We start from the raw sequence: 23999 nt of genomic DNA, 5'->3' as shown, positions 1-23999 counted from the left end.
AGCGCATCGGGGAGGTGCCGGTGAGCTTCAGGAAGGCGATGGTCGCGGGCGCATTGGCGCTGATATTGTCGCTCGCTGTGCTGATCGCGACATCTATCTGGCATCACAGGCTCGCCGCTCGGTTGCTTTCGCGGATCGAAATGGCCCAGCATCAGGCGCTGCTGGTCACCCGGCTGGAGGCGGACATCGTCGCCCGGCAACTGGCCGATCGGTCACAGCATGTTGCCATGGATCAGGCCATTGCAGTCGGCATGCGAGCCTATCTGGGCAGTATTGAAAACGAACGGCACCTGATCGAAACCGACGCGGAAAGTCAGGCCCAGCAAACCCATGAATGGGCAAGGGCGCTAGAACTCGCCGGGATCATAGGCAATTCCGATCGAGCGGGATGGAGGGCGGCACGCGCTCTGTCGCATGACATCGCCGTCCGGGAACAGGGGGAGGCGCGGGAGGCCGCGCAATCGATCGCGCAGGCGCAGCGCTGGAGCGGCTGGCTGATTGGCAGCGTGGCGCTTTTCATCCTGCTGCTGTGTGGCGCAACCGGCTGGCTGCTGTGGCGCGGCATCGTGGCGCCCATCGCTGCGCTCATCGATGGCACAGACAGGCTCAGGGCAGAACGGGGCCCTGCACGCGTTCGGCTGCAGGGGCTGCACGAACTACAGCATCTGGCCGCCCAGTTCAACGATATGGCGGAAGCGATCGAGACGCAGGTGGCCACCCGCACGACGGCCCTGGAACAGGCCAATCAACGGCTGCGCGATATCGATGGCCGGCGTCGGCTGTTCCTGTCCAAGGTCAGCCATGAACTGCGCACGCCCGTCACCGTGATGCGCGGTGAAGCAGAAGTGGCGCTGCGCCGGCCGGAGAATCGCGCTGCACTGGAGGATGCGCTGGTCCATATCGTCGACAGCGGCCAGTTCCTCCATCGGCGGCTGGACGACCTGCTGGCGCTGGCCCAGGCGGAAGACGGCGCCTTGTCGGTCGCGCCCCGGCCGATCGACCTTGCCCTCGTGCTGCGCGAGGCCCATGCCATGGTGGCCCCCTTCGCCCGATCAAGTGGTATCGGGCTTCAACTTGAAGCGGCAAGCGATGCGGTGCCGATCGTCGGCGATCCTGATCGATTGCGCCAGGCCCTCGTTGCCATCATCGATAATGGCATAAAATTCTCGCCGCCCGAGGGCATGATCCGGCTGGATATGCGATCGTACGGCGATCGCGCGCGCATCGCGATCAGCGACGATGGTCCGGGCGTAGCGGAGGCCGATCTGGCCAGGATTTTCGATCCCTATTTCCAGGCGGATGTCGGACGCAGCCGGGGCGGCACCGGGCTCGGGCTTGCGCTCGCGCGATGGATCGCGGATCGGCATGGCGGCCATCTGGACGCTGCCAATCACCGCATGAGGGAGGGCCTGTGCGTGTCGCTGACCTTGCCGGTGGTGTCATGAACATCCTGCTGGTGGAAGATGATCCGGGCATCGGCCGTTTCGTCCATCGCGGATTGATGGCCGAAGGCTATATGGTCGAATGGCAGACATCGGGACGGCGGGCCCGTCCACGACTGGCATCCGGTCTGTTCCATGCTGCGATCCTGGACCTTGGCCTACCCGACATGGATGGCGCCGACCTGTGCCGTGAGGTGCGGCGGGACGGGGTCGATCTGCCGATCTGCATGCTGACCGCGCGTGCCAGCCTGGACGAGAAGCTGGAGGGGTTTCGCTGCGGCGCCGATGATTATCTGACCAAGCCTTTTTCCTTCGAGGAATTGCTGGCGCGGCTGGCGGTCATGGTTCGACGTCGCGAAGGCCGCGATGCCGAGCGCCTGTCGCTGGGATCGCTGGCGATCGACATTCGTGCCCGGACGGCGCAGATCGAGAGGAAGCCGCTCGATTGCAGCCGGCGCGAGTTCGACCTGCTGTTGTGCCTGACCCGTCAGGCTGGACAGGTGGTATCACGCAGCCAGATATTGGACATGGCGTGGGGCACCGACGCCGACGTCACGGAAAACAGCGTCGACGTCTATGTCGGCTATTTGCGCAAGCGCCTGGCCGCGCACGCCTGCGCGCCCGACCTGCTGACGGTGCGTGGGGTCGGTTTCATGCTGCGGCATGGGACCAAAGCATGAGCGATATTGAGAGGGATCTCATGAAGCGCTCAGGACGCTCTCAGAAAGCCTTCCTACACTTCTCCGGGTAAGCGGCGATCAAGCCGCACTGCCAAGGAGGATGCGATGCGAGGAGCAAGGGGGCGGCTGGCGGCTATTACGGCGCTGGCAACGATGCTGGCGGGGCCGGCGCTGGGCCAGAATGGGGCTGCGGCCAAGCATGATTTCAAGCTGCCGGGCGTCAGCTGGGACGACATCCTGAATGACGAGCAGAGCAACGACAATGTGCTGATGTATGGCCTGGGCGTGCGGGCCCAGCGGTTCAGCACGCTCGACCAGATCAACAGTGACACTGCGAAGAAACTGGTGCCGAAATGGGTTTTCTCCTTCGGCGACGAGCGGCAGCGCGGACAGGAAAGCCAGGCCCTCTTCTATGACGGTGTCATCTATGTGACCGCATCCTACAGCCGGATATTCGCGCTGGACGCGGCGACGGGCAAGAAGATCTGGTCCTACACCGCGCGCCTGCCCGATGACATCCGTCCCTGCTGCGACGTCATCAATCGCGGCGCGGCCATCTATGGCGACAAGATCTTCCTCGGCACGCTCGACGCCTCCATGATCGCGCTCGACCGCAAGACCGGCAAGGTGGTGTGGAACAAGAAGTTCCAGGATCACAAGGCCGGCTACACCATGACCGGCGCGCCGACGATCGTGAAGGATCAGAAGACCGGGCGCGTCATGCTGATCCACGGATCGTCCGGTGATGAATTCGGCGTGGTGGGCGAACTTTATGCCCGCGATCCCGACACCGGCGAGGAAATCTGGATGCGGCCGATGGTTGAGGGGCATCAGGGCCGCCTCAACGGCAAGCCGTCGAGCTTCACTGGCGATCCCAAGGCGCCGAGCTGGCCCAATGACAAGGATGGCAAGAAGGTCGAGGCGTGGAACCATGGCGGCGGAGCCCCCTGGCAGTCGGCGACCTTTGACGTGAAGACCAACACGATCGTCATCGGTACCGGCAATCCCGCGCCATGGAACACCTGGAAGCGTTCGCCGGGCGACAGCCTCTACACATCGGGCCAGGTCTATATCGAACCGTCGACCGGCGAGCCGGTGGGCTTCTTCCAGCATACGCCCAACGACGCCTGGGACTTTTCGGGCAACAACCCGATCGTGCTGTTCGATCTGGAAAAGGACGGCAAGACGATCCGCGCCGGCGCCCATGCCGATCGCAACGGCTATTTCTTCCTGACCGATCTCGACAAGCTGACCAAGCGCGATGGCAAGATCAGCAAGCAGAAAGGATCGGCGCTGGGCATCTATCCCTTCGTCCCGAACATCAGCTGGGCCAGCAAATGGGATGTGGCCAATGGCCGGCCGATCGAAAATCCGGGGCAGCGTCCGCCGCCGCCCGCACCAGGCCAGGACAAGGGGGACGTGATCAAGGTCACCCCCAATTTCCTGGGCGGCACCAACTGGATGCCCATGTCCTACAATCCGGGAACCGGACTGTTCTACATCCCGTCCAACGACTGGTCGGAAGATTACTGGACCGAGAATGTGACCTATAACAAGGGTGCCGCCTATCTCGGTCAGGGCTTCCGCATCCGCAAGCAGTTCGACGATCATGTCGGCGTGCTGCGGGCGCTGGACCCCAAGACCGGCAAGATCGCCTGGGAGGCGAAGGAGCATCTGCCGCTATGGGGCGGCAACCTGACGACCAAGGGCAATATCGTCGTCCAGGGCACAAGCGACGGCTATGTGAAGCTGTTCAACGCCAAGACTGGCGAGGAGCTGTGGAAATTCCAGACCGGGTCGGGCGTGGTGTCCGTGCCCATCACCTGGGAGATGGACGGCAAGCAATATATCGGCCTTGCCTCGGGCTATGGCGGCGCGGTGCCGCTATGGGGTGGTGACATGGCGGACCTGACGCGCTCGGTCAGCCAGGGTGGCTCATTCTGGGTGTTCGAACTGCCCGAAGGCTGATTCCCTTCCGGCATCACCGGGGCCTCATCACCCCCGGTGCCGATCCGCCCGGTCGGCCGGCGCCTCCCTTGCCGACCGACCGGGCGGACTCCGTTTTCATAGGGAACCTGCCATGCGCATCATCCTGTCCCTGCTGGCCGCATCGCTGGCTGTCCCGCCAGCCACTGCCCAGATGCTCATCACCAATGTCGAGGAGCGCCCCGATCCCTGGATCGTCAATGGCTGCCGGATCGGACCGAAGGCGAGTTGCCCCGGCGCCGACCTGCGCTTTGCCGATCTGGCCAATGCCGACCTCAGCGGCGCCGACCTGACCGGAGCAAAGCTTGCGCGCGCCGATCTGCGCCATGCCAATCTGACTGGCGCCAAGCTGACCAGCGCCGACCTCGACGGCGCCCGGATGAGCACGGCCTTCATGGGCGGCACCCGTCTGGAAGGGGCATCGCTGCGCGGCACCGATCTGTCCTTCGTCCGCGCAGCCAAGGCGCGGTTCGACCGCAGCGACATGACCGCCGCCACGCTGGAAAAGGCGCTGCTGAAGGGAGCAAGCTTCCAGGATGCGCGCTTCATCAACACCGATCTCATGGAAGCCAAATTCTACGAAGCCGACCTGGAACGTGCCGTCATGGATGGCGTGCAATTGCGCTTTGCCGTGTTCCAGGATGCCTGGATGAAGGATTGCCGGGGCTGCCCGACCCATTGGCAAAACGGCGATACCGTCTGGCAGACGGAGGAACGGGAGCGGCAACGCAATCAATAGGCCTGTCGCGCGTTTCTCCTGCGGCCAGAACCTATCCGCTAACAGCCGTTACGAGGAAGCCAGATCAGCGGCGGCCTGCAACTCCCATGCGACAGCGCCTTGCCGGCGCGCGAGCGTGATGGCGTTATCCAGGGAGGATTTCGCGGTTGCGCTGTCGAGGAGTCCGATTGCGATCCTGGCCTTGATCCGCAACAATTCGGGCATCAGGCATTGTTCGCCATTTGCCTCGCATCGCCGGATGGTGGCGTCGATCACCTTGCCAGCCTCTGTGAAACGCGTGTCGAGCATCAAGCCCTGCGCCAGTGCGATGGAAAAAGGCGTCGTCAGCAGGTCATAACGGGCAGTGCGCAGCCGGACGAGGCATTGCTCGATGGCTGTCAGCGCGTCGCCGCCTGCTTCCCCGCGCAGGATCGCGAACTCGCCGGCAAATCCGCTGGCTGCGGCGATATAGGGGCCTAGGGCATTGGCTTCGGCACAGTCGGCAAAGGTGGCGAGCGTCTCCTCCGCGGCAGCAAAGTCCCTCATCCAGCTATGGATCGACAGCGACCAGATCAGCGCGATGCAGAGCGTCACGGGATGATTGAGCGTCGCGGCGTCCTCGACGGCCTGGCGCGCCAGCGCCTTGGCCCGTCGTTCGTCACCGGTCAGCCAGAGCGTGCGGGCCAGTGCGATGATAGAGCGATTGCGATGGTCGAAGCCATAGCGCACCGTCTGACTGCGCAGCGATTGGGGAGCATGCGCCAGGGACATTTCCAGATCGGTGCGCGCCTGTATCTGGTCGCCGGCCAGATGGTGCGAAATGCCTGACAGCGAATAGGCGACGCCGATGGCCTCATCCTCGCCGACCGCCTCGGCCACCTGGATTGCCCGCGCGGCGTGATCCATCGCGACCTGATATTCGCCGATCCGCTCATGAAAAATGTGCAGTCGGCCAAGAATGCGCAGCTCGCTCCAGCGATCCTCCAACAGCCGGGCGATTTCCAGCGCGCGGTCGAGCGCCTTGCCGGCTTCCGGCCGATTGCCACGGGTGAACATCAGCGCGATGGCGAGCGCGCCCTGCAGTTCCAGCTCGATCGCGGTGCCGCGTTCGCTGTCCATCATTTCGGCCAGCGCCCGGCTGCACCAGTTGCGGCATTCGATCAGATGCGAGAGATTGAGGAAGACCGGCGCACTGGCAGCGGCAAGGCGCACGGCGATGCGCCGATCCCCGTCTTCGCCAAAGGCCCAGTCGAGCGCGCTGCGGATATTGCCCAGTTGCTGTCGCAGGGGGCGCTGGTCCTGAAGGACGTCATCTTCCTGCGCGAGCAGGGCTTCCAGTTCCGCCAGATAATAGGCGGCATGGCGCCGGACATTGGCATTAACCTCGGCCTGTCCACGGGTAAGCAGATGCTGGCGCCCATGAGCACGGGTCATTTCCAGGAGGCGATAGGTACCCGCGCCTCGCATCCGATTTGGCGCGATCAGCGACTTGGCGACCAGTTGATCGACGGCGGCGGCGATATCGTCCGCGCCGACCAGCGCGTCGGCCACCACCGCGAGCGCCGCGTCGATCGAGAAGGGGCCGACGAAGATGGCCAGCCGCTCCAGCACGATCCGCTCGACGTCGGGCAGGAGGTCATGGCTCCAGTCGAGCGTCGCCTGCAATGTCTGCTGACGCGGCAGGGCGGTGCGCCGCCCCGGCCACATCAGGCTGAACCGTTCGCCCAGTTGCCGGGCCGTCGCTTCCAGCCCATGAGATGCGGCGCGCACGGCCGCCAGTTCGATCGGCAGGGCCATGCCGCCCAGCCGGGCGCAGAGATCCCCAATCAGGCGCGCGTCACCCTCATCGACCCGAAACTGGCTGTCGGCCGCGCGCGCCCGCTCCAGGAACAGTTCGATCGCGGGATAGGCGCGCAACTCCGCTAGCGTCAGCGCCTGTGCATCATCGGGATAGCCGAGCGCGTCGAGGCGATGGACATGTTCGCCGCGGACGCGCAGCGGCTCACGCGAGGTGGCAAGGATGCGCACCTGCGGTGCGGCGTCGATGATATGTTCGACCAGTTCGGCTGTGGGGGCGATCAGATGCTCGCAATTGTCGAGCAGCAGCAGAAAGGATTGATCGCGCAGATGGCCCAGGATCACCGCCAGCGGATCGTCGCTCTGCACGGTCAGGCCCATGGCGCCGGCGATCATCGGCCGCACCAGGCCGGGATTTTCCAACATGCTGAAATCGACGAAGGCGACGCGATGGGAGAATTGCGGGGCAAGGGCGTGGCCGATCTCGATCGCCAGCGAAGTTTTGCCGACGCCGCCGGCGCCGACGATCGTGAACAGCGGCGTATCGACGACCCTGTTCTGCAACAGCGCCAGATCCTCCGTCCGGCCGATCAGGTGCGGCAGGCGCGGCGGGATATTATGCGTCGGTGCGAGCGGGGCAGGGGCGGGCGTCACGGTCTGACCCGCTGCCGGCCCTTGCACCGCGACCGGGGCGACGAAGGCATAGCCGACCCCAACCTGGGTCGCGATATAGCGTGCGCCATCGGTGCCTTCGCCCAGCAGCTTGCGCAGGCCCGCCATATGGAAGCGCAGGCTGCCATCCTCGACCACGACATCGGGCCAGACCCGCTTCAACAGGTCGCGCTTGGAAAGGATCTGCCCCGGCTGTTCGGTCAGCACCACCAGCAGGTCGAAGGAGCGGCCGCCAATCTCGACCGGGACACCATCGCGGGTAAGCAGCCTTTCGGCCGGCAGCAGCGCGAAGGGGCCGAAGCTGCGCCGTTCGCCCAGAAGCTGCCTGTCTCCGTCTGCCACGCTTGCACCGTCCCATTTCCGGCGACGTTCGCGCCGCTGTCTGCTGCATTGCCATATCGTTAGCGAAAGGCAACGACCAGTGGAATGGCGAGAGATGGACCGGGGAATCAGCCGAAGGTGAAGGAATAGGCTCTGGCCCCCGGCCGGGCGAACTGGATGGCGATGGTGCGATCGCGAATGGGGCCGGTCTGGCGGACAAGCTGGTAGAGCCGGTCGTCCCGCACTTCGCCCCAGCCCTGCGCATCGGTATCGGCGCCATGGCTGGCGCCGGGCGCTGCGCCATCGATCGTCACGCGGAAGCGGATCGGGCGGCCATGGGGGGCGCCGCCCAGGACCAGATGCGCGTCACGGGCATGAAAGCGATAGCGCAGCGTGCCATTGGGTGCATCCAGCCGGGAAAATTCCGATCCGACGGTCCAATCGCCGGACAGATCCCATCCGCCCAGCGGCAGATCGGTTGTCGCGTTGTAGCTTGCGGTCGCATCCCGGCGCAGGCCGCCGGGCGACCGGAAGCCGGTTGCCTTGTCATGGCCCAGATAGGCTTCGCCCGATGCCAGATTGCGCCAGTCGGCCGGGGCCTCGATTCCGCGACCCTGGATCGGCGTCACGGGAATGGCCGCAGGATCGTGACCGGCCTCGGCCAGCAGGCGGCGGATCAATTGTTCGGACTCGGCATAATCGCCCTCGCCGACGCGATAGCCGCGCACCTGCCCCCTGGCGTCGATGAAATAGAAGCCGGGCCAGCCCTGATTGCCGAACGCCTGCCAGACGGCATAGTCATTGTCCTGAAGATTGGGATAGTCCACGCCCAACCGGGCGGTGGCCTGACGGACCTTGGCAGGATCATGCTCGAACCGGAATTCGGGCGCATGGACGCCGACCACGACCAGCCCCTTGTCGCCATAGCGTTCCTGCCAGGCGCGTAGATAGGGCAGGGCGCGCAGCGAGTTGATGCAGGAATAGGTCCAGAAATTCACCAGCACCACCTTGCCGCGCAGCGAGGCCACGCCACCGGGCACGGGCATCAGCCAGGGGCCTGCATGATCGAGCACATCAATGGCCTTTCGTGGAGCGTTGAAGGGAGCCGCGCGGATCGCATCGGCGCAGCAGGCGATGGTGGTGGCACCGGCTGCCAGCAGGGCGGCGGCGATGAAACGGATCGAACGGGTTCTGGTCATGGCGGGCGGCCTTGTGGTTGCTCTCTTGCCTGCAATGTAGCGGCCGGTTGCGCGGATGCCTGTTAGGCCCTGTGCGGGCGCATTAGTTGGCGGCAGTGGCGCGGGCGGCAGATCGCATTTGCAACGGCTAACGCCCCATCATCCCAACTAACGGGCGTTCCGCACCCGCTCCTCTATCTCCGGGACCATGACTTCCCGGATCGAGGAAATGAACATGACGGAACCCCATTCGACATCACGCCGCCGGTTCATGGCAGGTGCTGCATTGGCAGGCGCGGCCAGCGCCATGCCGTCCGCGCTGCGTGCCGCGATCGACGACACGGCTGTTCGGCCCTTTCGCGTCGCCATCCCGCAGGCGGACATTGCAACGATGAAGCGGCGCATCGCCGAAACCCGCTGGGCCGACACCCAGCCGGTCGCCGACGACAGCCAGGGCGTGCGTCGCCAGACGCTGGAACCGCTGATGCGCTACTGGGCGGGCGCCTATGACTGGCGCCGGGTCGAGGCGCAGCTCAATGCGCTGCCGATGTTCATCACCCGGATCGACGGGCTCGACATCCAGTTCATCCACGTCCGTTCGCGCCATGCCGCCGCCTTGCCGATGATCCTGACCCATGGCTGGCCGGGTTCGATCCTGGAATTTCTGAAGGTCATCGGTCCGCTGACCGATCCGACCGCGCATGGCGGCACGGTCGACGATGCCTTCCACCTCGTCATTCCCTCGATCCCTGGCTTCGGCTTTTCCGAAAAGCCCCGCGTGCCGGGCTGGGGATCCGACCATATCGGTCGGGCCTGGTCAGTGCTGATGCGGCGGCTGGGCTATGATCGCTATGTCAGCCAGGGCGGCGATTGCGGATCGGTGATCTCGCAGCGGATGGCGTTGCAGCATGTGCCGGGCCTGATCGGCATCCATCTCAACATGCCGGCCGTGGTGCCGGCCGAGACCGCCCATATCCTTGCCGCCGGCGATCCCGCCCCCGCCACCTTGAGCGCGCCGGAACGCCGGGCCTTCGACCAACTCGCCGCCTTCTACCGCGACAATGCCGCCTATGCCGCGATGATGAACACGCGGCCGCAGACGATCGGCTATGCGCTGGTGGACTCGCCGGTCGGCATGGCGGCGTGGATGTATGAGAAGATCGCGCAATGGACCTATAGCGACGGCCAGCCCGAGAAGCTGCTGGGCCGCGATGCCATCCTCGACGATCTTTCGCTCTACTGGCTGACCGGCACCGGCGCCTCGGCCGCCCGGATCTATTGGGAAGACCATAGCAATAATTTCAACGCGCGTGGCGTCATCGACCTGCCGGTCGCGATCAGCGTCTTCCCCGGCGAGATTTTCCGTGCGCCCAGAAGTTGGGCCGAGCGCTGCTACAGCCGCCTCCATTATTTCAACGCGGTGGCCGATGGCGGCCATTTCGCCGCCTGGGAACAGCCGATGCTGTTCGCACAGGAACTGCGCACCGCCTTTCGTCCGCTGCGCTGAACCCCCTCAATAAAGGAGACTTGCCATGTCCGACACCAAGACGCTCTATACCGCCCAGGTCCATGTGACCGGTGGACGCGAAGGCCACGCCCGCAGTTCCGACGGTCGCCTTGACCTCCCTCTCACCACGCCCGGCGGACAGGGGCAGGGGACCAATCCCGAACAATTATTCGCGGCCGGCTGGTCTGCCTGTTTCCAAGGCGCGATGGCGATCGCCGCGAAGGCAAAGGGCGTGACCCTGCCGGACGACCTGGCCATCGATGCGGAGGTGTCGCTGCGCCATGGCGACGAAGGCTATTCGCTTGCCGCCCGGCTCAATGTCTCGGTGCCCGGCCTAGCGCCCGACATAGCCCGGCAGATCATCGAGCAGGCGCACCGCACCTGCCCTTATTCAAAGGCGATCAAGGGCAATATCGATGCCCTCGTCACGCTCGTCTGAAACCCCGAACATCAGGAGATTTGACATGCGGACTCTCATCATGGGCGCATTGCTGGCGGGTCTCGCCGCAGGCAATGCGCAGGCGCAACCGATCAAGCCGACCATCGTCCTGGTCCATGGCGCCTTTGCCGACAGTTCCAGCTGGAACGGCGTGATTCCCTTCCTTGAACAGGACGGCTATCGGGTGGTCGCCGCGCCCAATCCGCTGCGAGGCGTGCGCGCCGATGCCGATGTCGTGGCCGATCTGGTTCGCAGCATCGCGGGACCGGTGATCCTTGTCGGTCATTCCTATGGCGGGTCGGTGATCAGCGAGGCTGCGGCCGGCCAGGCCAATGTGAAGGGGCTGGTCTATGTCGCCGCCTTCGCGCCGGACGTCGGCGAAACCGCCATCGGCCTGACCGGCAAATTCCCCGGCAGCACGCTAGGGCCGGCACTGGCACCGCCGGTCTCGCTCGGTTCGGGAGGCAAGGATCTTTATATCCTGCAGGCCCGTTTCCATGACCAGTTCGCCGCCGATGTGCCGCCGGCCGAAGCGCGCCTGATGGCGGCGGGGCAGCGCCCGATTGCCGAGGCCGCCCTGTCGGAAGCCGCGACCCAGGCAGCGTGGAAGACCGTGCCGTCCTGGTTCATCTATGGCGACGCCGACCGCAACATCCCGCCCGCCGCCATGGCCTTCATGGCGCAGCGCGCAGCGGCGCGGCAGAGCGTGGTGATCCGCGGCGCATCGCATGTCGTGATGGTGTCGCACGCACCCGAAGTCGCCCGGCTGATCGAAAAGGCGGCGAATGCCGACTGACAACGGGAACCATGCCGGCTCACAGCAGATCACAGCGATTAACAGGCGCATCGTCGGCGATGCGTCTATCAGGAAACCGTCGCCGTGAGTGCCGGCTAGCTTGAACCCGGCTCAGCCCATGGATGGGAGAATGATGATGCGTCAGGATATTGCAGACCCCGCTCGCCGGGATTTCGTTCGTGTCGCAGCCGCCATGGCCGCGACGCTGGTGGCTGGCGGGTCGGCTGGTCGGGCGTTTGCCGCTCCGGTTGCCGGGGCGAACCCGCCTGCGCTGGGCCCGATCCGCCAGATCGACGCCGGTGTGCTCAATATCGGCTATGTCGACATGGGGCCGCGCGATGGCGCGCCGATCCTGCTGTTCCATGGCTGGCCCTATGACATCCACGCCTTTGCCGAGGTCGCGCCGCTGCTGGTGGCGCAGGGGCATCGGGTCATCATCCCGCATCTGCGCGGCCATGGCAGCACCGTCTTCCGTGACGCAGCCACCCCGCGCAATGCACAGCAGGCGGCGCTGGGCGCGGATGGCATCGCGCTGATGGATGCGCTGGGCATCCGCCAAGCGGTGGTGGCCGGCTTCGACTGGGGCGCGCGCACGGCAGACATCATGGCGGTGCTGTGGCCCGAACGGTGCAAGGCGCTGGTGTCGGTCAGCGGCTATCTGATCGGCAGCCAGGCCGCCAATGCCAAGCCGCTGCCGCCCGCCGCGGAACTGCAATGGTGGTATCAATATTATTTCGCGACGGAGCGCGGCAAGGCCGGCTATGCCGCCAATACCAACGCCTTCAACAAGCAGATCTGGCAATTGGCGTCGCCGCGCTGGGCGTTCGACGATGCGACCTTTGCCCGGTCGGCGGCCTCCTTCGTCAATCCTGATCATGTCGCGATCGTCATCCACAATTATCGCTGGCGGCTGGGCCTGGCCGAAGGCGAGCCGCAATATGACGGACTGGAAGCGAAACTGGCCGCCGGCCCGCCGGTGACGATCCCGGCGATTACGATGGAAGGCGATGCCAATGGCGCGCCGCACCCCGATCCGGCCGCCTATCGCGCGAAGTTCGCGGGCGTTTATGACCATCGGCTGATCGAAGGCGGCATCGGTCATAATCTGCCGCATGAGGCGCCGGCGGCCTTTGCACAGGCGGTGCTCGACGCCGCACGCATGGCAGGATGAGGGGGGCAGCGATGACACGGATCGGCATTCTGGCGCTAGGCATGGCCGCGCTGTTGCTGGGCGGATCGGTGGTCTTCGCCGGCCCGGCCCGCAAGGCGCAGGCGTCCCCTATCTATGGCGTGACCCTGCCCAAGGGCTATCGCGACTGGAAACTGATCAGCGTGGCGCAGGAAAATGGCAGGAATGACGATATCCGCGCGATCCTTGGCAATGCCATTGCGGTGAAGGCCTTTCGCGATGGCAAGCGGCCTTTTCCCGATGGCGCGGTGATCGTCCGGCTGGCCTGGCGTTATCAGGCCTCACCGCGCAACGACGCGGTGTTTCCCGCCCCGCAATCCTTCGTCGCCGGCGCGCCGACCAATGTGCAGGTCAGCGTCAAGGATGCGAAGCGCTATGCCGCGACCGGCGGTTGGGGCTATGGCCAGTTCGAGGGCGGTCGACCCAATCCCGACCCGGCCGTGGTGCAGAGCTGCTTTGCCTGTCACCAGAAGCTGGAGCGGCTGGAGAAGGGCAAGGATTTCGTCTTCACCGACTATGCGGAATAAGGGGCGGCCTCGTCCTACCAGGGCAGGGGGCCATCCTCATTGAAGAAGCCGCCATTGGGGCCATCGTCCGGCAGCGTCGCAAAGGTCATGACCACCCGCGCGCCCTGTTCGACCGTGCGGGTGCCGGCATGGCCGTTGAGGTCGGTGGCGATATGGCCGGGCGTCACGCTGTTGATGCGGATGTGCCGGTGCGTCGCGCTGCGCTGGAAGGCGTGGGCATAATGTTGCGTCAGCATCAAGATCGCGGTCTTGGACGAGGCATAGGCCAGGATCGTGTCCGACTGGCCGAACATCGTGGCGGGATCGCTGGTGAGTGCGAGCGAGGCGCTGGTGCTGGCGACGTTGACGATGCGCGGTGCGTCGGATCGGACCAGCAGCGGCAGCATCTGCCGCGTCACCCGTACCAGGCCAAAGACATTGGTGTCATAGGTTTCACGCATGTTCGCCGCCGACGTCTCGATCGTCGGCACGCGCCGCAACATGCCGGCATTATTGACCAATATGTCGACCCGGCCATGCTCCGCCTCGATCTGAGCGGCGGCCGCGATCACGCTGGCGTCGCTGGTCACGTCGATGCGGATCGACTGGACGTCGATCCCCTCGGCGCGCAGTTCCGCCACCGCCTCTGCGCCGCGCCCGGCATCGCGGCTGCCGAGCAGCATCGTCATGCCGGCCTGGCCGAGCTGGCGCACCACTTCCTTGCCCAGCCCCTTGTTGGCGCCAGTGACGAACGCGATCCGGCTCATGCCAGCACCGTGCGCGGTTCGAGGAAGGCGTTGAGGCCGAAGCTGCCAAATTCGCGGCCGATGCCTGACTGTTTGACCCCGCCAAAGGGGGCGAGCGGCTCATGTGCCGCGCCGTTGATGACGACCCGGCCTGAGTCCAGCTGTCTTGCCACGCGCTTCAGCCGGTCGGGGTCGGTACCCAGCAGATAATTTTGCAGGCCATAATCGCTATCGTTGGCGATCCGGATCGCATCCGCTTCGCCTTGATAGGCGATGATCGACAGCAACGGGCCGAATATTTCCTCGCGCGCGATGCGCATGCTGTTGTCGACATCGGTGAACAAGGTGGGCCGCACGAACCAGCCGCGATCCAGGCCCATGGGACGTCCTTCGCCTCCCGCCAGCAGGATTGCGCCCTCGTTCCGACCGAGCCGGATATAGGATTGCACCCGGTCCCACTGCTTCTGGCTGACCATCGGGCCGATGCGCGATGCTGGATCGCTGGCTGGACCGACCGGCCAGTGTGCCAGCGCGGCAATCAGGCAATCCTGCAACGCGCCCTTCAGCCGCGCGGGAACCAGGATGCGGGTACCGGCAATGCAGGCCTGGCCGCTGTTGATGAAGCCGCTCGTCAGGGCCTGCGCGGCAGCGGCGCCGAGATCGGCATCGTCGAGGATTATCTGCGCACCCTTGCCGCCCAGTTCGAGCGTGACGCGGGCCATCCGTTCTGCCGCGGCATGCAGGATCGCCCGGCCGGTGCCGGTGGATCCGGTGAAACTGATCTTGGCGATATCGCGGTGGGCCGTGAGCGCGGCGCCTGCGACCGCACCTGATCCGTTGACGATGTTGAGCGCGCCGGCCGGCAGGTCGGCCCGGTCGAGCGCCTGCAGCAGGACATGGGTCTGCAGCGCGCTCATCTCGGACGGCTTGATGACGATGGATGTGCCCGCCGCGATCGCGGTCGCCAGCTTGGCGCAGATAAAGCCGAAATTGCTGTTCCATGGCGTGATCGCCGCCGCGACGCCGATCGGGCGCATTTCGACCTCCGCAGCCCCGATCCGGCGCTGCCAGGCATAGCTTTCCAGCACATTGGCCATGTCGAGGAAGACTGAGCCTGCGCGCCGCGCGCTATAGTCGATGAAATAGGTCGGGGCGCCATATTCCTGGCCCATTGCGGATGCCATCGCATCGCCATGGGCGGCGACCACATCGGCCAGGCGCCGCAGCATCGCGATGCGCTCGGCCACCGTGCTGTGGGCCATCACGGGAAAGGCCCGCTTCGCCGCCGCCACCGCGGCGTCCACATCCGTCGCGTTCGACAGGCCGACAATGCCGATCTGCTCTTCCGTAGCGGGGTTGAACAAGGGCGCCTGTTCATCGCCCGAAACGGGCTGGAACCGGCCGTCGATATAGTTTTCGCTGATCATCTGCATGGCATGAAGCCTCCATTATGCATCTGCGCCATATGTGGACTCGCGCCGTCGATCTGATAAGAAGGACAATATCGTACAAACTGATAAGGAATTTCGCGCAATGATGCCTAGCGTCGCGGAGATGGAGGCGGTACTGGCGGTCGCCCGGCACGGCGGCTTTCGCGCGGCAGCGCGCGATCTGCGCCTGTCTTCCTCCGCGCTCAGCCATGCGGTGGCCGCACTGGAGGAGAGGCTGGCGGTGCGCTTGTTCAACCGGACGACGCGCAGCGTGGTGCTGACCGCCGCGGGTGAGCAGTTCGTGGCAGGGATCGGACCTGCCTTGCAGGCGATCGCCCAAATTGTGGATGATCTGGGCGCCGATGCCAGCGAACCGTCCGGCACGCTGCGGATCAACACATCACCGGGCGCGGCGCGGATGATGCTGCAGCCGATCATCCTCGAATATGGCCGCCGCTATCCGCAGGTCATGGTCGAAATCGTGACCGAAAGCGCGTTGGTCGACATTACCGGGCAGGGCTTCGACGCGGGCGCGCGGCTGGCCGATGCGATCCCGCCCGACATGATTGCCGTGCCGATCTTTCCGCAACTGCGGATGATAGTCGTCGGCGCACCGGCCTATCTGGCTGGGCGTCGTGCCCCGATCGTGCCAGCCGATCTGCTGGACCATCGCTGCATTGGCATGCGGCTATCCAGCGGGCGCCTTTATCGCTGGGAGTTCGAGCGGCATGGAGAGGCGACGCTGATTGACGCTCCAGGTAATCTCGTCCTCGACGCGACCGACCTGATCCTGGACGCGGCCGTCGACGGCGCGGGGCTTGCCTATGTCGAGGAGCGCGGCGCGCTGCCCCACATCGCGGCAGGGCGACTGGTCCCGCTGCTCGACGAATGGACGCCACCCTTTGCCGGCCTGTCGCTCTATTTTGCCGGGCGTCGCCATATTCCGCGCAAGTTGCAGGCACTGATCGACCTGATCCGCGAGGGACATAAGCGGAGCGAAGATCTGACCGGCGTCATTCTGCGTTGAAGGGGCAACAGGAAGCTATCGTTGGCACAGTGATCGAAGAGATGGCGTACGTCTGATGCGTTTGTTCCATCGTCTAGCGCCTGCACTGCATGGAAAAGGCGGGCGGTCGGCACCTGGGCCGCGACCCCATAAACTTCAGAGGTTTATGCGAGCGAGCTAAGGTGTGGGTGCCCTTAGCCAAGCAGGGAAGCAGGACTTGGCGAGGGGAGCAGCTGGTGGCTGCGCTCTGGTGCGCCATGGCGCGTTCTGTCCGCCTGCCATGCCCCGCGCACGACCTACCACAACCGCTTCGGGCGGTGCCGGAAGGCGGGCGCCTGGGACGGGATGATGGATGCCATTACCGCTGCCCATAACGGCGAAGGTCTGCCAATCCGGCTCCGACTGCCGTTGGACGGGCGCATGATCGTGCTCGCGGACAAGGCCTAGCTTCGCTTTGCAGAAGGCCCTGCAACTCGTAAAGGCAGATCGTCAGGATTTTGAATCACTATGAATTATCGCCATTCCTTCCATGCGGGCAACAGCGCCGATGTCGTCAAGCACAGCCTGCTGATTGCCTTGGTGCGGGCCTTGCAGCACAAGCCGGGCCCGCTCACGCTGATCGACACCCATTCCGGCTGCGGTCTGTACGATCTTGGCGGCGACGATGCCCAACGCACCGGCGAGGCAACGCAGGGCGTGCTGCGGGCCTTTGCCGACCCGACCCCCTTGCTGGACGACTATCGCGCCGCCGTGCAGGCGGTGAATGTGGGTGACGAACCGCGCCTTTATCCCGGCTCGCCGCAATTTCTGGCGCAGCTTTTGCGCCCGCAGGATGTCTTGATCCTCAATGAAAAGCACCCGGAAGACGCCTACACCCTGCGGGGTGTGATGCGCGGCACAAGCGCGGCCGTGCATGAACGCGACGCCTATGAGCTTTGGCTGGCCATGGTGCCGCCCCGCACCGCGCGTGGCGTAGTGGTGGTCGACCCGCCCTACGAGCAAACGGACGAGCGCGCACGCATCACTGCGACCCTCGCCGCCGCGCAGCGCAAATGGGCGCATGGCGTGACCGTTATCTGGTTTCCGCTGAAAGACCATGCCACGCATTGGCGGTGGAAGGAGCAGTTACGCAAGCTCGGCATCCCCAAGCTGCTGTGCGTGGAGCATTGGCTGTACGATAGCGAGCAACCCGGCATCTATAATGGCGCAGGCCTCTTCATCGTCAATCCGCCCTATGCTTTCACGCAGGCACTGCCGCCCTTGTTGGAGGCATTGCGCGCGGCGTTGGCGCCCGAAGGGCATAGGGGCGAGATCATATCCGGCTGGTTGGCCGATTGATATAAGGCGCATCCAACCCTTCATTCGGGGCAGATGCCAGCGTCCGGTTTTGGCGCAGGCGGATGGCCGATGATCCGGGAAATGGCATCGCCGCTCAACTGGGGGCAATTGAAAGTTTAGCGTCGAGAGGCCAGCAGTCCTTCGATGCTACCCGCTTGATTGATGCTTGCAAACGTTTGCATAAAACTTTATCGCCTTCGATGAAGCACGGTCGGACGGGTGTATCCGCGCGAATGGGCCTGCTTCTATCTTGGGGAGGATGTCGTTGGGACTGCACGCTTGACGGCGTCCTCCTCCCATGAAGAGGGTGCTGATGTGACGATATCCTGGACGGCTGCGCATGTTGCTGCAATTCCCTCGTCGCCGATCGTCATTGCCCCAATCGCCGACAAGGATTTTGCCCCGGTCGCCTTCAACCTGGGCATTTGGGATGCGTGGCCGATCCAGCGCCGGGATGGCGCGCCCTTTGCCAATGCTGCGGGGGGCGAGCTTTGGATGGCGCTCGGGGCGCCGCGATTTGATGATCCGGACGCGCGCCATGGTCATGCACGCATTCATCTGCTTCGCCACGAGGATGGCGGTTGGTCCGACCTTGGGCCTGCCATGCCAGATGGCTTTTCGCCGGGCAGCCGGGAATGGTCTGGATCGGCCATCGTCGACGATGCCACCGGCGATGTGATCCTCTATTTCACGGCCGCTGGGCGGCGCGGCGACAATGGACTGACCTTTGAGCAGCGCATGTTCAGCGCACGGGCCAGTTTTGGCGATGACGATCGCCTGGCGGACTGGCGCGACCTGTGCGAAGTGATCCCACCTATGCCGGATTGGTATATGCCCACCACGGGCGGCGGCGCCATCGGCACGATCAAGGCCTATCGCGATCCCGCCTATTTTCGCGACCCTGCAGATGGTCGCCATCATCTGTTTTTCGCCGGCTCGCTGGCGGGAACGGCATCGGCTTTCAACGGGGTAATCGGGGTTGCCACCGCCCCGGCCGATCGCCCGGACGACTGGACCGTCCAGCCGCCGCTGATCGTCGCCGACGACATTAATAATGAGCTGGAACGACCGCATGTGGTGTTCCATCAGGGGCGTTATTATCTGTTCTGGTCGACCCAGGCCCATGTGTTCAATCCAAAAGGGCCAATAGGGCCGACGGGCCTCTACGGCATGGTCGCAGATATGTTGAGCGGCCCCTGGCACCCGATCAACGGCAGTGGCCTGGTCTTCGCCAACCCGCATGAAGTGCCTGCGCAAAGCTATAGCTGGATGGTGCTGCCTGATCTGCGGGTCACCAGCTTTGTCGATAATTGGGGAGGGGGAGGACGCAAGCGGCGGTTCGGTGGCGCCTTTGCACCGTTCGTTCAGTTGTGGCTCGATGGCGATGCTGCTGGAGTGGCGGCATGACGCCCCCATTGGTCGCGGGTGTCGAGCTGGGCGGGACCAAGGTTTTCGTCCTGCGCGCACGCGGAACCGAGATCGTCGAGCGACAATTGGTGCCAACGACGACACCGGACGTGACATTGGGCGCGGCACGGGAAATCCTGACCCGCTGGCACGCGGAAGAGGCCTTTGCCGCTTTGGGCATCGCCTCCTTTGGTCCTTTGCGGCTCGACAGCAATGCTGGGGATTTCGGCCGGATGCTGCCAACGCCCAAGCCTGGCTGGAGCGATACGGACATTTTTGGTGCGCTGGCCGGCGCGCTGTCCTGTCCGGCAGCGATCGATACCGATGTGAATGCGGCGGCGTTGGCCGAAGCGCGCTGGGGCGCGGGGGCACAGGGACAGGAACCATTCGATTGCCTCTGCTACCTCACCGTAGGAACGGGGCTGGGCGGCGGTTTCGCCCTGAATGGCAAAACGCTGCATGGCGCGATGCATCCGGAACTGGGGCATATCGCCATTCGCCGGGCGAAGGGGGATGATTTCCCTGGCGCCTGCCCCTTTCATGGCGACTGTATCGAAGGGCTGGTGTCCGGCCCGGCCCTGGCAAGGCGCTTCGGCCAGCCGGGTGACCAGATCGATGCGGAGGATCCCCGCTGGGATCATGTCGCCCATGACCTTGCCCAGCTCGTGTCCACGATCCTGCTCATGACAGCAGCGCGGCAGGTGTTGATTGGCGGCGGCGTGGGCATGGGGCGCGCCGATCTGCTCGATCGCGTTCGGGCCAAGGTTGTCGCGCAACTGGCTGGCTATCTGCCGTTTGTAACTCCGGACACTATCGCGGCCATCGTGCGCACCCCCGCGCTGGGCGATCAGGCAGGGCCGCTCGGCGCGGTCGCGCTGGCACTTGATGCCCTGGCGGAAAGGCAAGGACGATGAATATGCGATCCCTTCGGTCATTGTGCCTGGCGGCTACCGTCTTCACGGCTCTTGCCTGTCCTGGCGTCCTTTGGGCAAAGGTCAGCGCCACAGCGGATGGTCGGGTGATGCGGCTCGATGGCGGCGGCGTGACCTATGCCATGGGTGTGGACGAACAGGGCTATCTCCAGCCGCTCTATTGGGGGCAGGCGCTGGATGAGAAGGCGCCGCTCATAGCCCGGCATCCCACCGAATTGTCGGGTTTCGACCCGGCCGGATCGATCACGGCGCAGGAATATGCCGGGCAGGGGGAGGGGCTGGTCAGCGAACCGGGCATCAAGGCGGTGTTCGCCGACGGCAATCGCGATCTGGTTCTCAAATATCGCGGTCACAAGATTTCGGGCGAAACTCTGACCGTGGAACTGGCCGATATCCGCCGGCCGCTAACGGTGATACTGCATTATGCGATTGATCCGGCGACGGGCGTGATCGCCCGATCGGCCAGCGTTCGCAATGGCGACAGCAAGCCGGTGCGCATCGACCAGATTGCGGCGGCGACCTACACGCTGCCGGTCGGCAACGGCTATCGTCTCCGCTATCTGACGGGGCGCCATGCGTCGGAATGGTCGCAGGTAGAAACGCCGGTGACGCCAGCCCTGACCGTGCTGGAAAGTCGCCGAGGATCGACCGGCCATGGCAATCAGCCCTGGTTTGCGCTGGTCAAGGACGGCAAGGGCAGCGAGACGGATGGTCCTGTCTGGTATGGGGCGCTGGCCTGGTCCGGTTCCTTCCGCCTGTCGGTGGGCCTCGACAATCTCAGCCGGGTGCGGATCAGCGGCGGTTATAATCCCTATGATTTTAGCTGGGCGCTGAAGCCGGGCGAGAGCCTGGACACACCGATTTTCTACACGGGTTACAGCAGCAAGGGCATGGGAGACGCCTCGCGCCGTTTTCATGCGTTCCAGCGCGCTGCGATCATTCCCGGCGGTGCCAAGGCGAAGATCCGGCCGGTTCTCTATAATAGCTGGGAGGCGACCACCTTCAACGTGACAGAGGCCGGACAGATGGCACTGGCCGAGAAGGCGGCGAAGATCGGCGTCGAGCGTTTCGTCGTCGATGACGGCTGGTTCGGCGCGCGCGACGACGACAAGGCGGGGCTGGGCGACTGGACGGTCAATCCGCGCAAATTTCCCAATGGCCTGAAGCCTCTGATCGACCGGGTGAAGGTGCTGGGCATGGATTTCGGCCTCTGGGTAGAGCCGGAGATGGTGAACGTAAAATCCGATCTCTACCGCGCCCACCCCGACTGGGTGCTGAATTTCCCGGACCGGCCGCGCACGGAGGGCCGCAACCAGTTGGTCCTGAACCTTGCCAGGACCGATGTGCGCGATCATCTTCTGGCGGTTCTGGACCGGTTGGTGCGCCAGAACGACATCGCCTTCCTCAAATGGGACTATAATCGCAACTGGACCGAGGCCGGCTGGCCGGGCGTGCCGCCGCAGGATCAGCAGCGGGTGCAGGTCCAATATGTCCGCAACCTCTATTATATCCTGTCCGAACTGCGGCGGCGGCATCCGGGACTGGAAATCGAGGGCTGTTCGGGTGGCGGCGGACGCATCGACCTGGGCATTATGGGCCTGACCGACCAGAGCTGGACGTCGGACAATACCGATCCCTATGATCGGCTGATCATTCAGGACGGCTTTACCCAGGCCTATGCGCCGTCGATCATGATGGCCTGGGTGACGGACAGCCCCAACTGGGGGAACGGCCGGGAAACCAGTCTCGACTATCGCTTCCTGTCCGCCATGCAGGGCAGCCTGGGGATAGGCGCCAATCTGGATCATTGGCAGGAGGCGGATTTTGCCACGGCCAGGAAATGGATCGCCGCCTACAAGTCCATTCGGGATATCGTGCAGCGCGGCGATCTCTACCGCATCGCGCCACCTCGGCCAGATGCGGCAAGCTCTGCGACCTTCCATGTCTCCCCGGACAAGCGCCGGGCCGTACTGTTCCAGATGCTGCACAGTTCATCCTTCCGTGACAATGTGGAGGCGCTCCATCCTGAGGGGCTTGATCCGCTCCGCAGCTACCGGGTGCGGATGCTGGACGGATCGGCCTTGCCCGATGATGTGCCGACGGAGGCGAGCGGCGCCTACTGGATGGAACAGGGGCTGCGCGTGAAACTGAAGGGCGATTATAAAGGCGCGGCCTATCTGTTCGAAAGCTGAGCGCTCAGCGGCGCGGTGGGCGGATATCGAAGGCGATCGACAGCCGCTCGCCATCCGCGAACGGCACGGTGCCGTGCCACAGGGTGGACGGAAAGAGGATCAGCCGCCCGACCTTCGGCTCGATCTCGCAATAGGGCGGCAGATCCAGCCCCAGTTCCGGTGGCGGTGTACCGAAACGCAGCCAGCCCGAAGGCTCTTTCCCCATAGCGTCCGGGTCGGGCAAGGCGACATGCAGCGCCGAACTGATCCAGCCGACCGGATGGGTGTGGGTGACATGAAAGCCCTGGGCATGGAGGCGCACGGACCAGCTACCTGCAAATTTCACCTCGCCGCGTGGCGTTCCTAGCAGCGGATGGCCCGGCTCGGCGGCAGGCAAGCGATCGATATAGTCGCGCACGTTTGCCTCGATCGCCGCGCGGGTGCGCTGAATGATCGGCTCATGTCGGAACAGCAGCGGCCGGTCGGTCTGGGTACCGCCGCGCACCGACTGATCCGGATAGGGGGCGGTGGCGGTGTGCAGCGTGCGGAGAAGGTCGGCCAGATCGGACACCTCTCGGGCGTCCAGACCGATGTCGGCCGCATGGATGAGTTGTTCTGGTCGATCGAGCCAGGTCGCCCGGTCGTCCCCCAGCAAGCGCCAGCCGATCGACAGATAGGGCCAGAACAGGGGCGCGGATGGTGAGCCAAGCTGCGCGAGCGCGATTTGCACCGCCCGCTCCGGCGCGCCACAGCGCAATGCGTGACGGACACGGGCAAGGGCTAGGCCAGGATCGGGGCGGTCGGCCAGCCCGTCGAACAGATCGGGCCTGTTCGACGCTGCGCCCGATTCCGCCTCCAGATAGAGGCGCGCCACCTCCAGCGCGCCGGCATCGCCGCAGGCGCGGTTAGCATCGTGCAGCACGGCGCCGGCATCATCCCATGACTTCGCCTTGGCCAACCAGTGGAAGCGAGCCAGATGAAGCGCCAGATTATGCGGCTCGGTGCCCAGCGCCTCGGCAAAGCCCTCATCCGCGCGCGCACCTGCACCAGTCAGACGCCGCAATGTTGCGCGATAGGTCTGGCCCTCGATCCAGTCGGGATGCTCGTCAAGCGCCGCCGTCATCAGGGCCAGTGCCGCATCGCTGTCGCCTTCCGCTGCAAGCGCGCCGGCATGGCCACGAACCAGCGCCATGTCTCCAGGCGCGAGCGCGCGGGCGACAGCGAATTGCGCGGCGGCGCTCCGCCCGGTTTCATAGCGCAGTTGGGCGAACAGCGCCTGCGCCGGCGGATCATCCTTCGCCAGAGCAGCCGCGCGCTCGGCGGCGATTAGCGCAGGCTCGTGCGTCTGCATTTCGCGCAGAACCAGTGCTTTGAGCCAGAGGAGGCGGGGATGGTCTGGCCAGGCTATGCCGACCTTTTCCAATCGCGAGGGGATCTGGTCTCCAGCCCCGGCGCGCAAGGCGTCCAAAATGGCCGACTCGATCGATCGCAGCCAGGCGGCGGCATCGGGAGAAGACGGCGATGTTGGCTGGTTCGCGACCAGATCGACGAGGCTGTTATCGTCTTTCATCCTCAACCTGCTTGCTCTTGTTTCTGGGCCGCCGCCGCCGCTTGTCTAATCGCAATATAGCCATAAACGCCGGGCTGACGATATGAAATGCAAACGTTTGCTGTAATATGTTGCAAAGGTTTGCAGTGGTGGTTATGCAAGCCTTCAACCGACCGCGAAGCGATGCGC

The 23999-nt window shown here is 64.7% G+C and carries 19 protein-coding genes; 14 read left to right on the top strand and 5 right to left on the bottom strand.

Translation table 11 applies throughout. From position 1 onward, the window contains the following. Positions 1-20 precede the first annotated feature (20 nt). The 4 genes from U0025_RS12065 (at position 21) to U0025_RS12050 (ending at position 4847) form a co-directional block, all read left to right on the top strand. Positions 21-1445 (top strand): sensor histidine kinase, encoded by a 1425-nt coding sequence (locus tag U0025_RS12065; protein ID WP_175551309.1) that lies wholly within the window; start codon positions 21-23, stop codon positions 1443-1445. Continuing rightward, the gene (locus U0025_RS12060) at positions 1412-2122 is read left to right on the top strand and encodes a response regulator transcription factor (protein WP_004207638.1); all 711 of its coding nucleotides are present in this window, start codon (positions 1412-1414) and stop codon (positions 2120-2122) included. The genes U0025_RS12065 and U0025_RS12060 overlap by 34 nt, the downstream gene beginning before the upstream one ends. A gap of 105 nt (positions 2123-2227) precedes the next feature. Beyond that, entirely contained in the window at positions 2228-4090 is a 1863-nt protein-coding gene (locus U0025_RS12055; protein ID WP_004207637.1) for a methanol/ethanol family PQQ-dependent dehydrogenase, read from the top strand. 112 nt (positions 4091-4202) lie between these two features. Then, a complete protein-coding gene (locus U0025_RS12050) occupies positions 4203-4847 on the top strand; it encodes a pentapeptide repeat-containing protein (protein ID WP_004207636.1) in 645 nt (214 codons plus the stop codon). Between the two features lie 48 nt (positions 4848-4895). Here U0025_RS12050 and U0025_RS12045 read toward each other — a convergent pair whose 3' ends face one another. Next, positions 4896-7637, bottom strand: coding sequence for an ATP-binding protein (locus U0025_RS12045; RefSeq protein WP_004207635.1), 2742 nt, complete (start codon positions 7635-7637; stop codon positions 4896-4898). Positions 7638-7744: 107 nt separating this feature from the next. After that, positions 7745-8815, bottom strand: coding sequence for a redoxin family protein (locus tag U0025_RS12040; protein WP_004207634.1), 1071 nt, complete (start codon positions 8813-8815; stop codon positions 7745-7747). Between the two features lie 214 nt (positions 8816-9029). Between U0025_RS12040 and U0025_RS12035 the strand changes: the two genes are divergently transcribed. The 5 genes from U0025_RS12035 to U0025_RS12015 all read left to right on the top strand — a co-directional run bounded on the left by U0025_RS12035 (position 9030) and on the right by U0025_RS12015 (position 13252). Beyond that, positions 9030-10301, top strand: a complete 1272-nt coding sequence (locus U0025_RS12035; protein WP_004207633.1) for an epoxide hydrolase family protein — start codon at positions 9030-9032, stop codon at positions 10299-10301. A gap of 25 nt (positions 10302-10326) precedes the next feature. Next, on the top strand, positions 10327-10740 hold the full coding sequence (locus tag U0025_RS12030; protein ID WP_004207632.1) for an organic hydroperoxide resistance protein: 414 nt from the start codon (positions 10327-10329) through the stop codon (positions 10738-10740). Positions 10741-10765: 25 nt separating this feature from the next. Beyond that, entirely contained in the window at positions 10766-11536 is a 771-nt protein-coding gene (locus U0025_RS12025; RefSeq protein WP_004207631.1) for an alpha/beta fold hydrolase, read from the top strand. A 136-nt stretch (positions 11537-11672) separates the two neighbouring features. Beyond that, on the top strand, positions 11673-12707 hold the full coding sequence (locus U0025_RS12020) for an alpha/beta fold hydrolase (protein WP_004207630.1): 1035 nt from the start codon (positions 11673-11675) through the stop codon (positions 12705-12707). Between the two features lie 11 nt (positions 12708-12718). Beyond that, the gene (locus tag U0025_RS12015; RefSeq protein WP_004207629.1) at positions 12719-13252 is read left to right on the top strand and encodes a cytochrome P460 family protein; all 534 of its coding nucleotides are present in this window, start codon (positions 12719-12721) and stop codon (positions 13250-13252) included. Positions 13253-13266: 14 nt separating this feature from the next. Here the strand turns inward: U0025_RS12015 and U0025_RS12010 are convergent, their stop codons facing one another. Beyond that, a complete protein-coding gene (locus U0025_RS12010; RefSeq protein WP_004207628.1) occupies positions 13267-13998 on the bottom strand; it encodes an SDR family oxidoreductase in 732 nt (243 codons plus the stop codon). Then, positions 13995-15410: an aldehyde dehydrogenase family protein gene (locus tag U0025_RS12005; RefSeq protein ID WP_004207627.1), complete on the bottom strand. Its 1416-nt coding sequence runs from the start codon at positions 15408-15410 to the stop codon at positions 13995-13997. Before U0025_RS12005 ends, U0025_RS12010 begins: the two co-directional genes overlap by 4 nt. Positions 15411-15510: 100 nt before the next feature. Here U0025_RS12005 and U0025_RS12000 point away from each other — a divergent pair, with 100 nt between their 5' ends. The 5 genes from U0025_RS12000 to U0025_RS11975 all read left to right on the top strand — a co-directional run bounded on the left by U0025_RS12000 (position 15511) and on the right by U0025_RS11975 (position 22282). Continuing rightward, on the top strand, positions 15511-16434 hold the full coding sequence (locus tag U0025_RS12000) for a LysR family transcriptional regulator (protein ID WP_004207626.1): 924 nt from the start codon (positions 15511-15513) through the stop codon (positions 16432-16434). A gap of 486 nt (positions 16435-16920) precedes the next feature. After that, positions 16921-17751, top strand: a complete 831-nt coding sequence (locus U0025_RS11990) for a 23S rRNA (adenine(2030)-N(6))-methyltransferase RlmJ (RefSeq protein ID WP_004207625.1) — start codon at positions 16921-16923, stop codon at positions 17749-17751. 315 nt (positions 17752-18066) lie between these two features. Next, a complete protein-coding gene (locus U0025_RS11985) occupies positions 18067-19158 on the top strand; it encodes a glycoside hydrolase family 68 protein (protein WP_004207624.1) in 1092 nt (363 codons plus the stop codon). Next, positions 19155-20072, top strand: a complete 918-nt coding sequence (locus tag U0025_RS11980; protein WP_004207623.1) for an ROK family protein — start codon at positions 19155-19157, stop codon at positions 20070-20072. The genes U0025_RS11985 and U0025_RS11980 overlap by 4 nt, the downstream gene beginning before the upstream one ends. 107 nt (positions 20073-20179) lie before the next feature. Further along, positions 20180-22282 (top strand): alpha-galactosidase, encoded by a 2103-nt coding sequence (locus tag U0025_RS11975; protein WP_004207622.1) that lies wholly within the window; start codon positions 20180-20182, stop codon positions 22280-22282. 4 nt (positions 22283-22286) lie between these two features. Here the strand turns inward: U0025_RS11975 and U0025_RS11970 are convergent, their stop codons facing one another. Further along, positions 22287-23831, bottom strand: a complete 1545-nt coding sequence (locus U0025_RS11970; RefSeq protein ID WP_004207621.1) for a putative 2OG-Fe(II) oxygenase — start codon at positions 23829-23831, stop codon at positions 22287-22289. Between the last annotated feature and the right edge of the window lie 168 nt (positions 23832-23999).

Origin of the sequence: Sphingobium yanoikuyae (genome assembly GCF_034424525.1) — a bacterium.
Lineage (GTDB): Bacteria > Pseudomonadota > Alphaproteobacteria > Sphingomonadales > Sphingomonadaceae > Sphingobium > Sphingobium yanoikuyae.
This window is presented reverse-complemented; position numbering and strand designations above follow the sequence as displayed.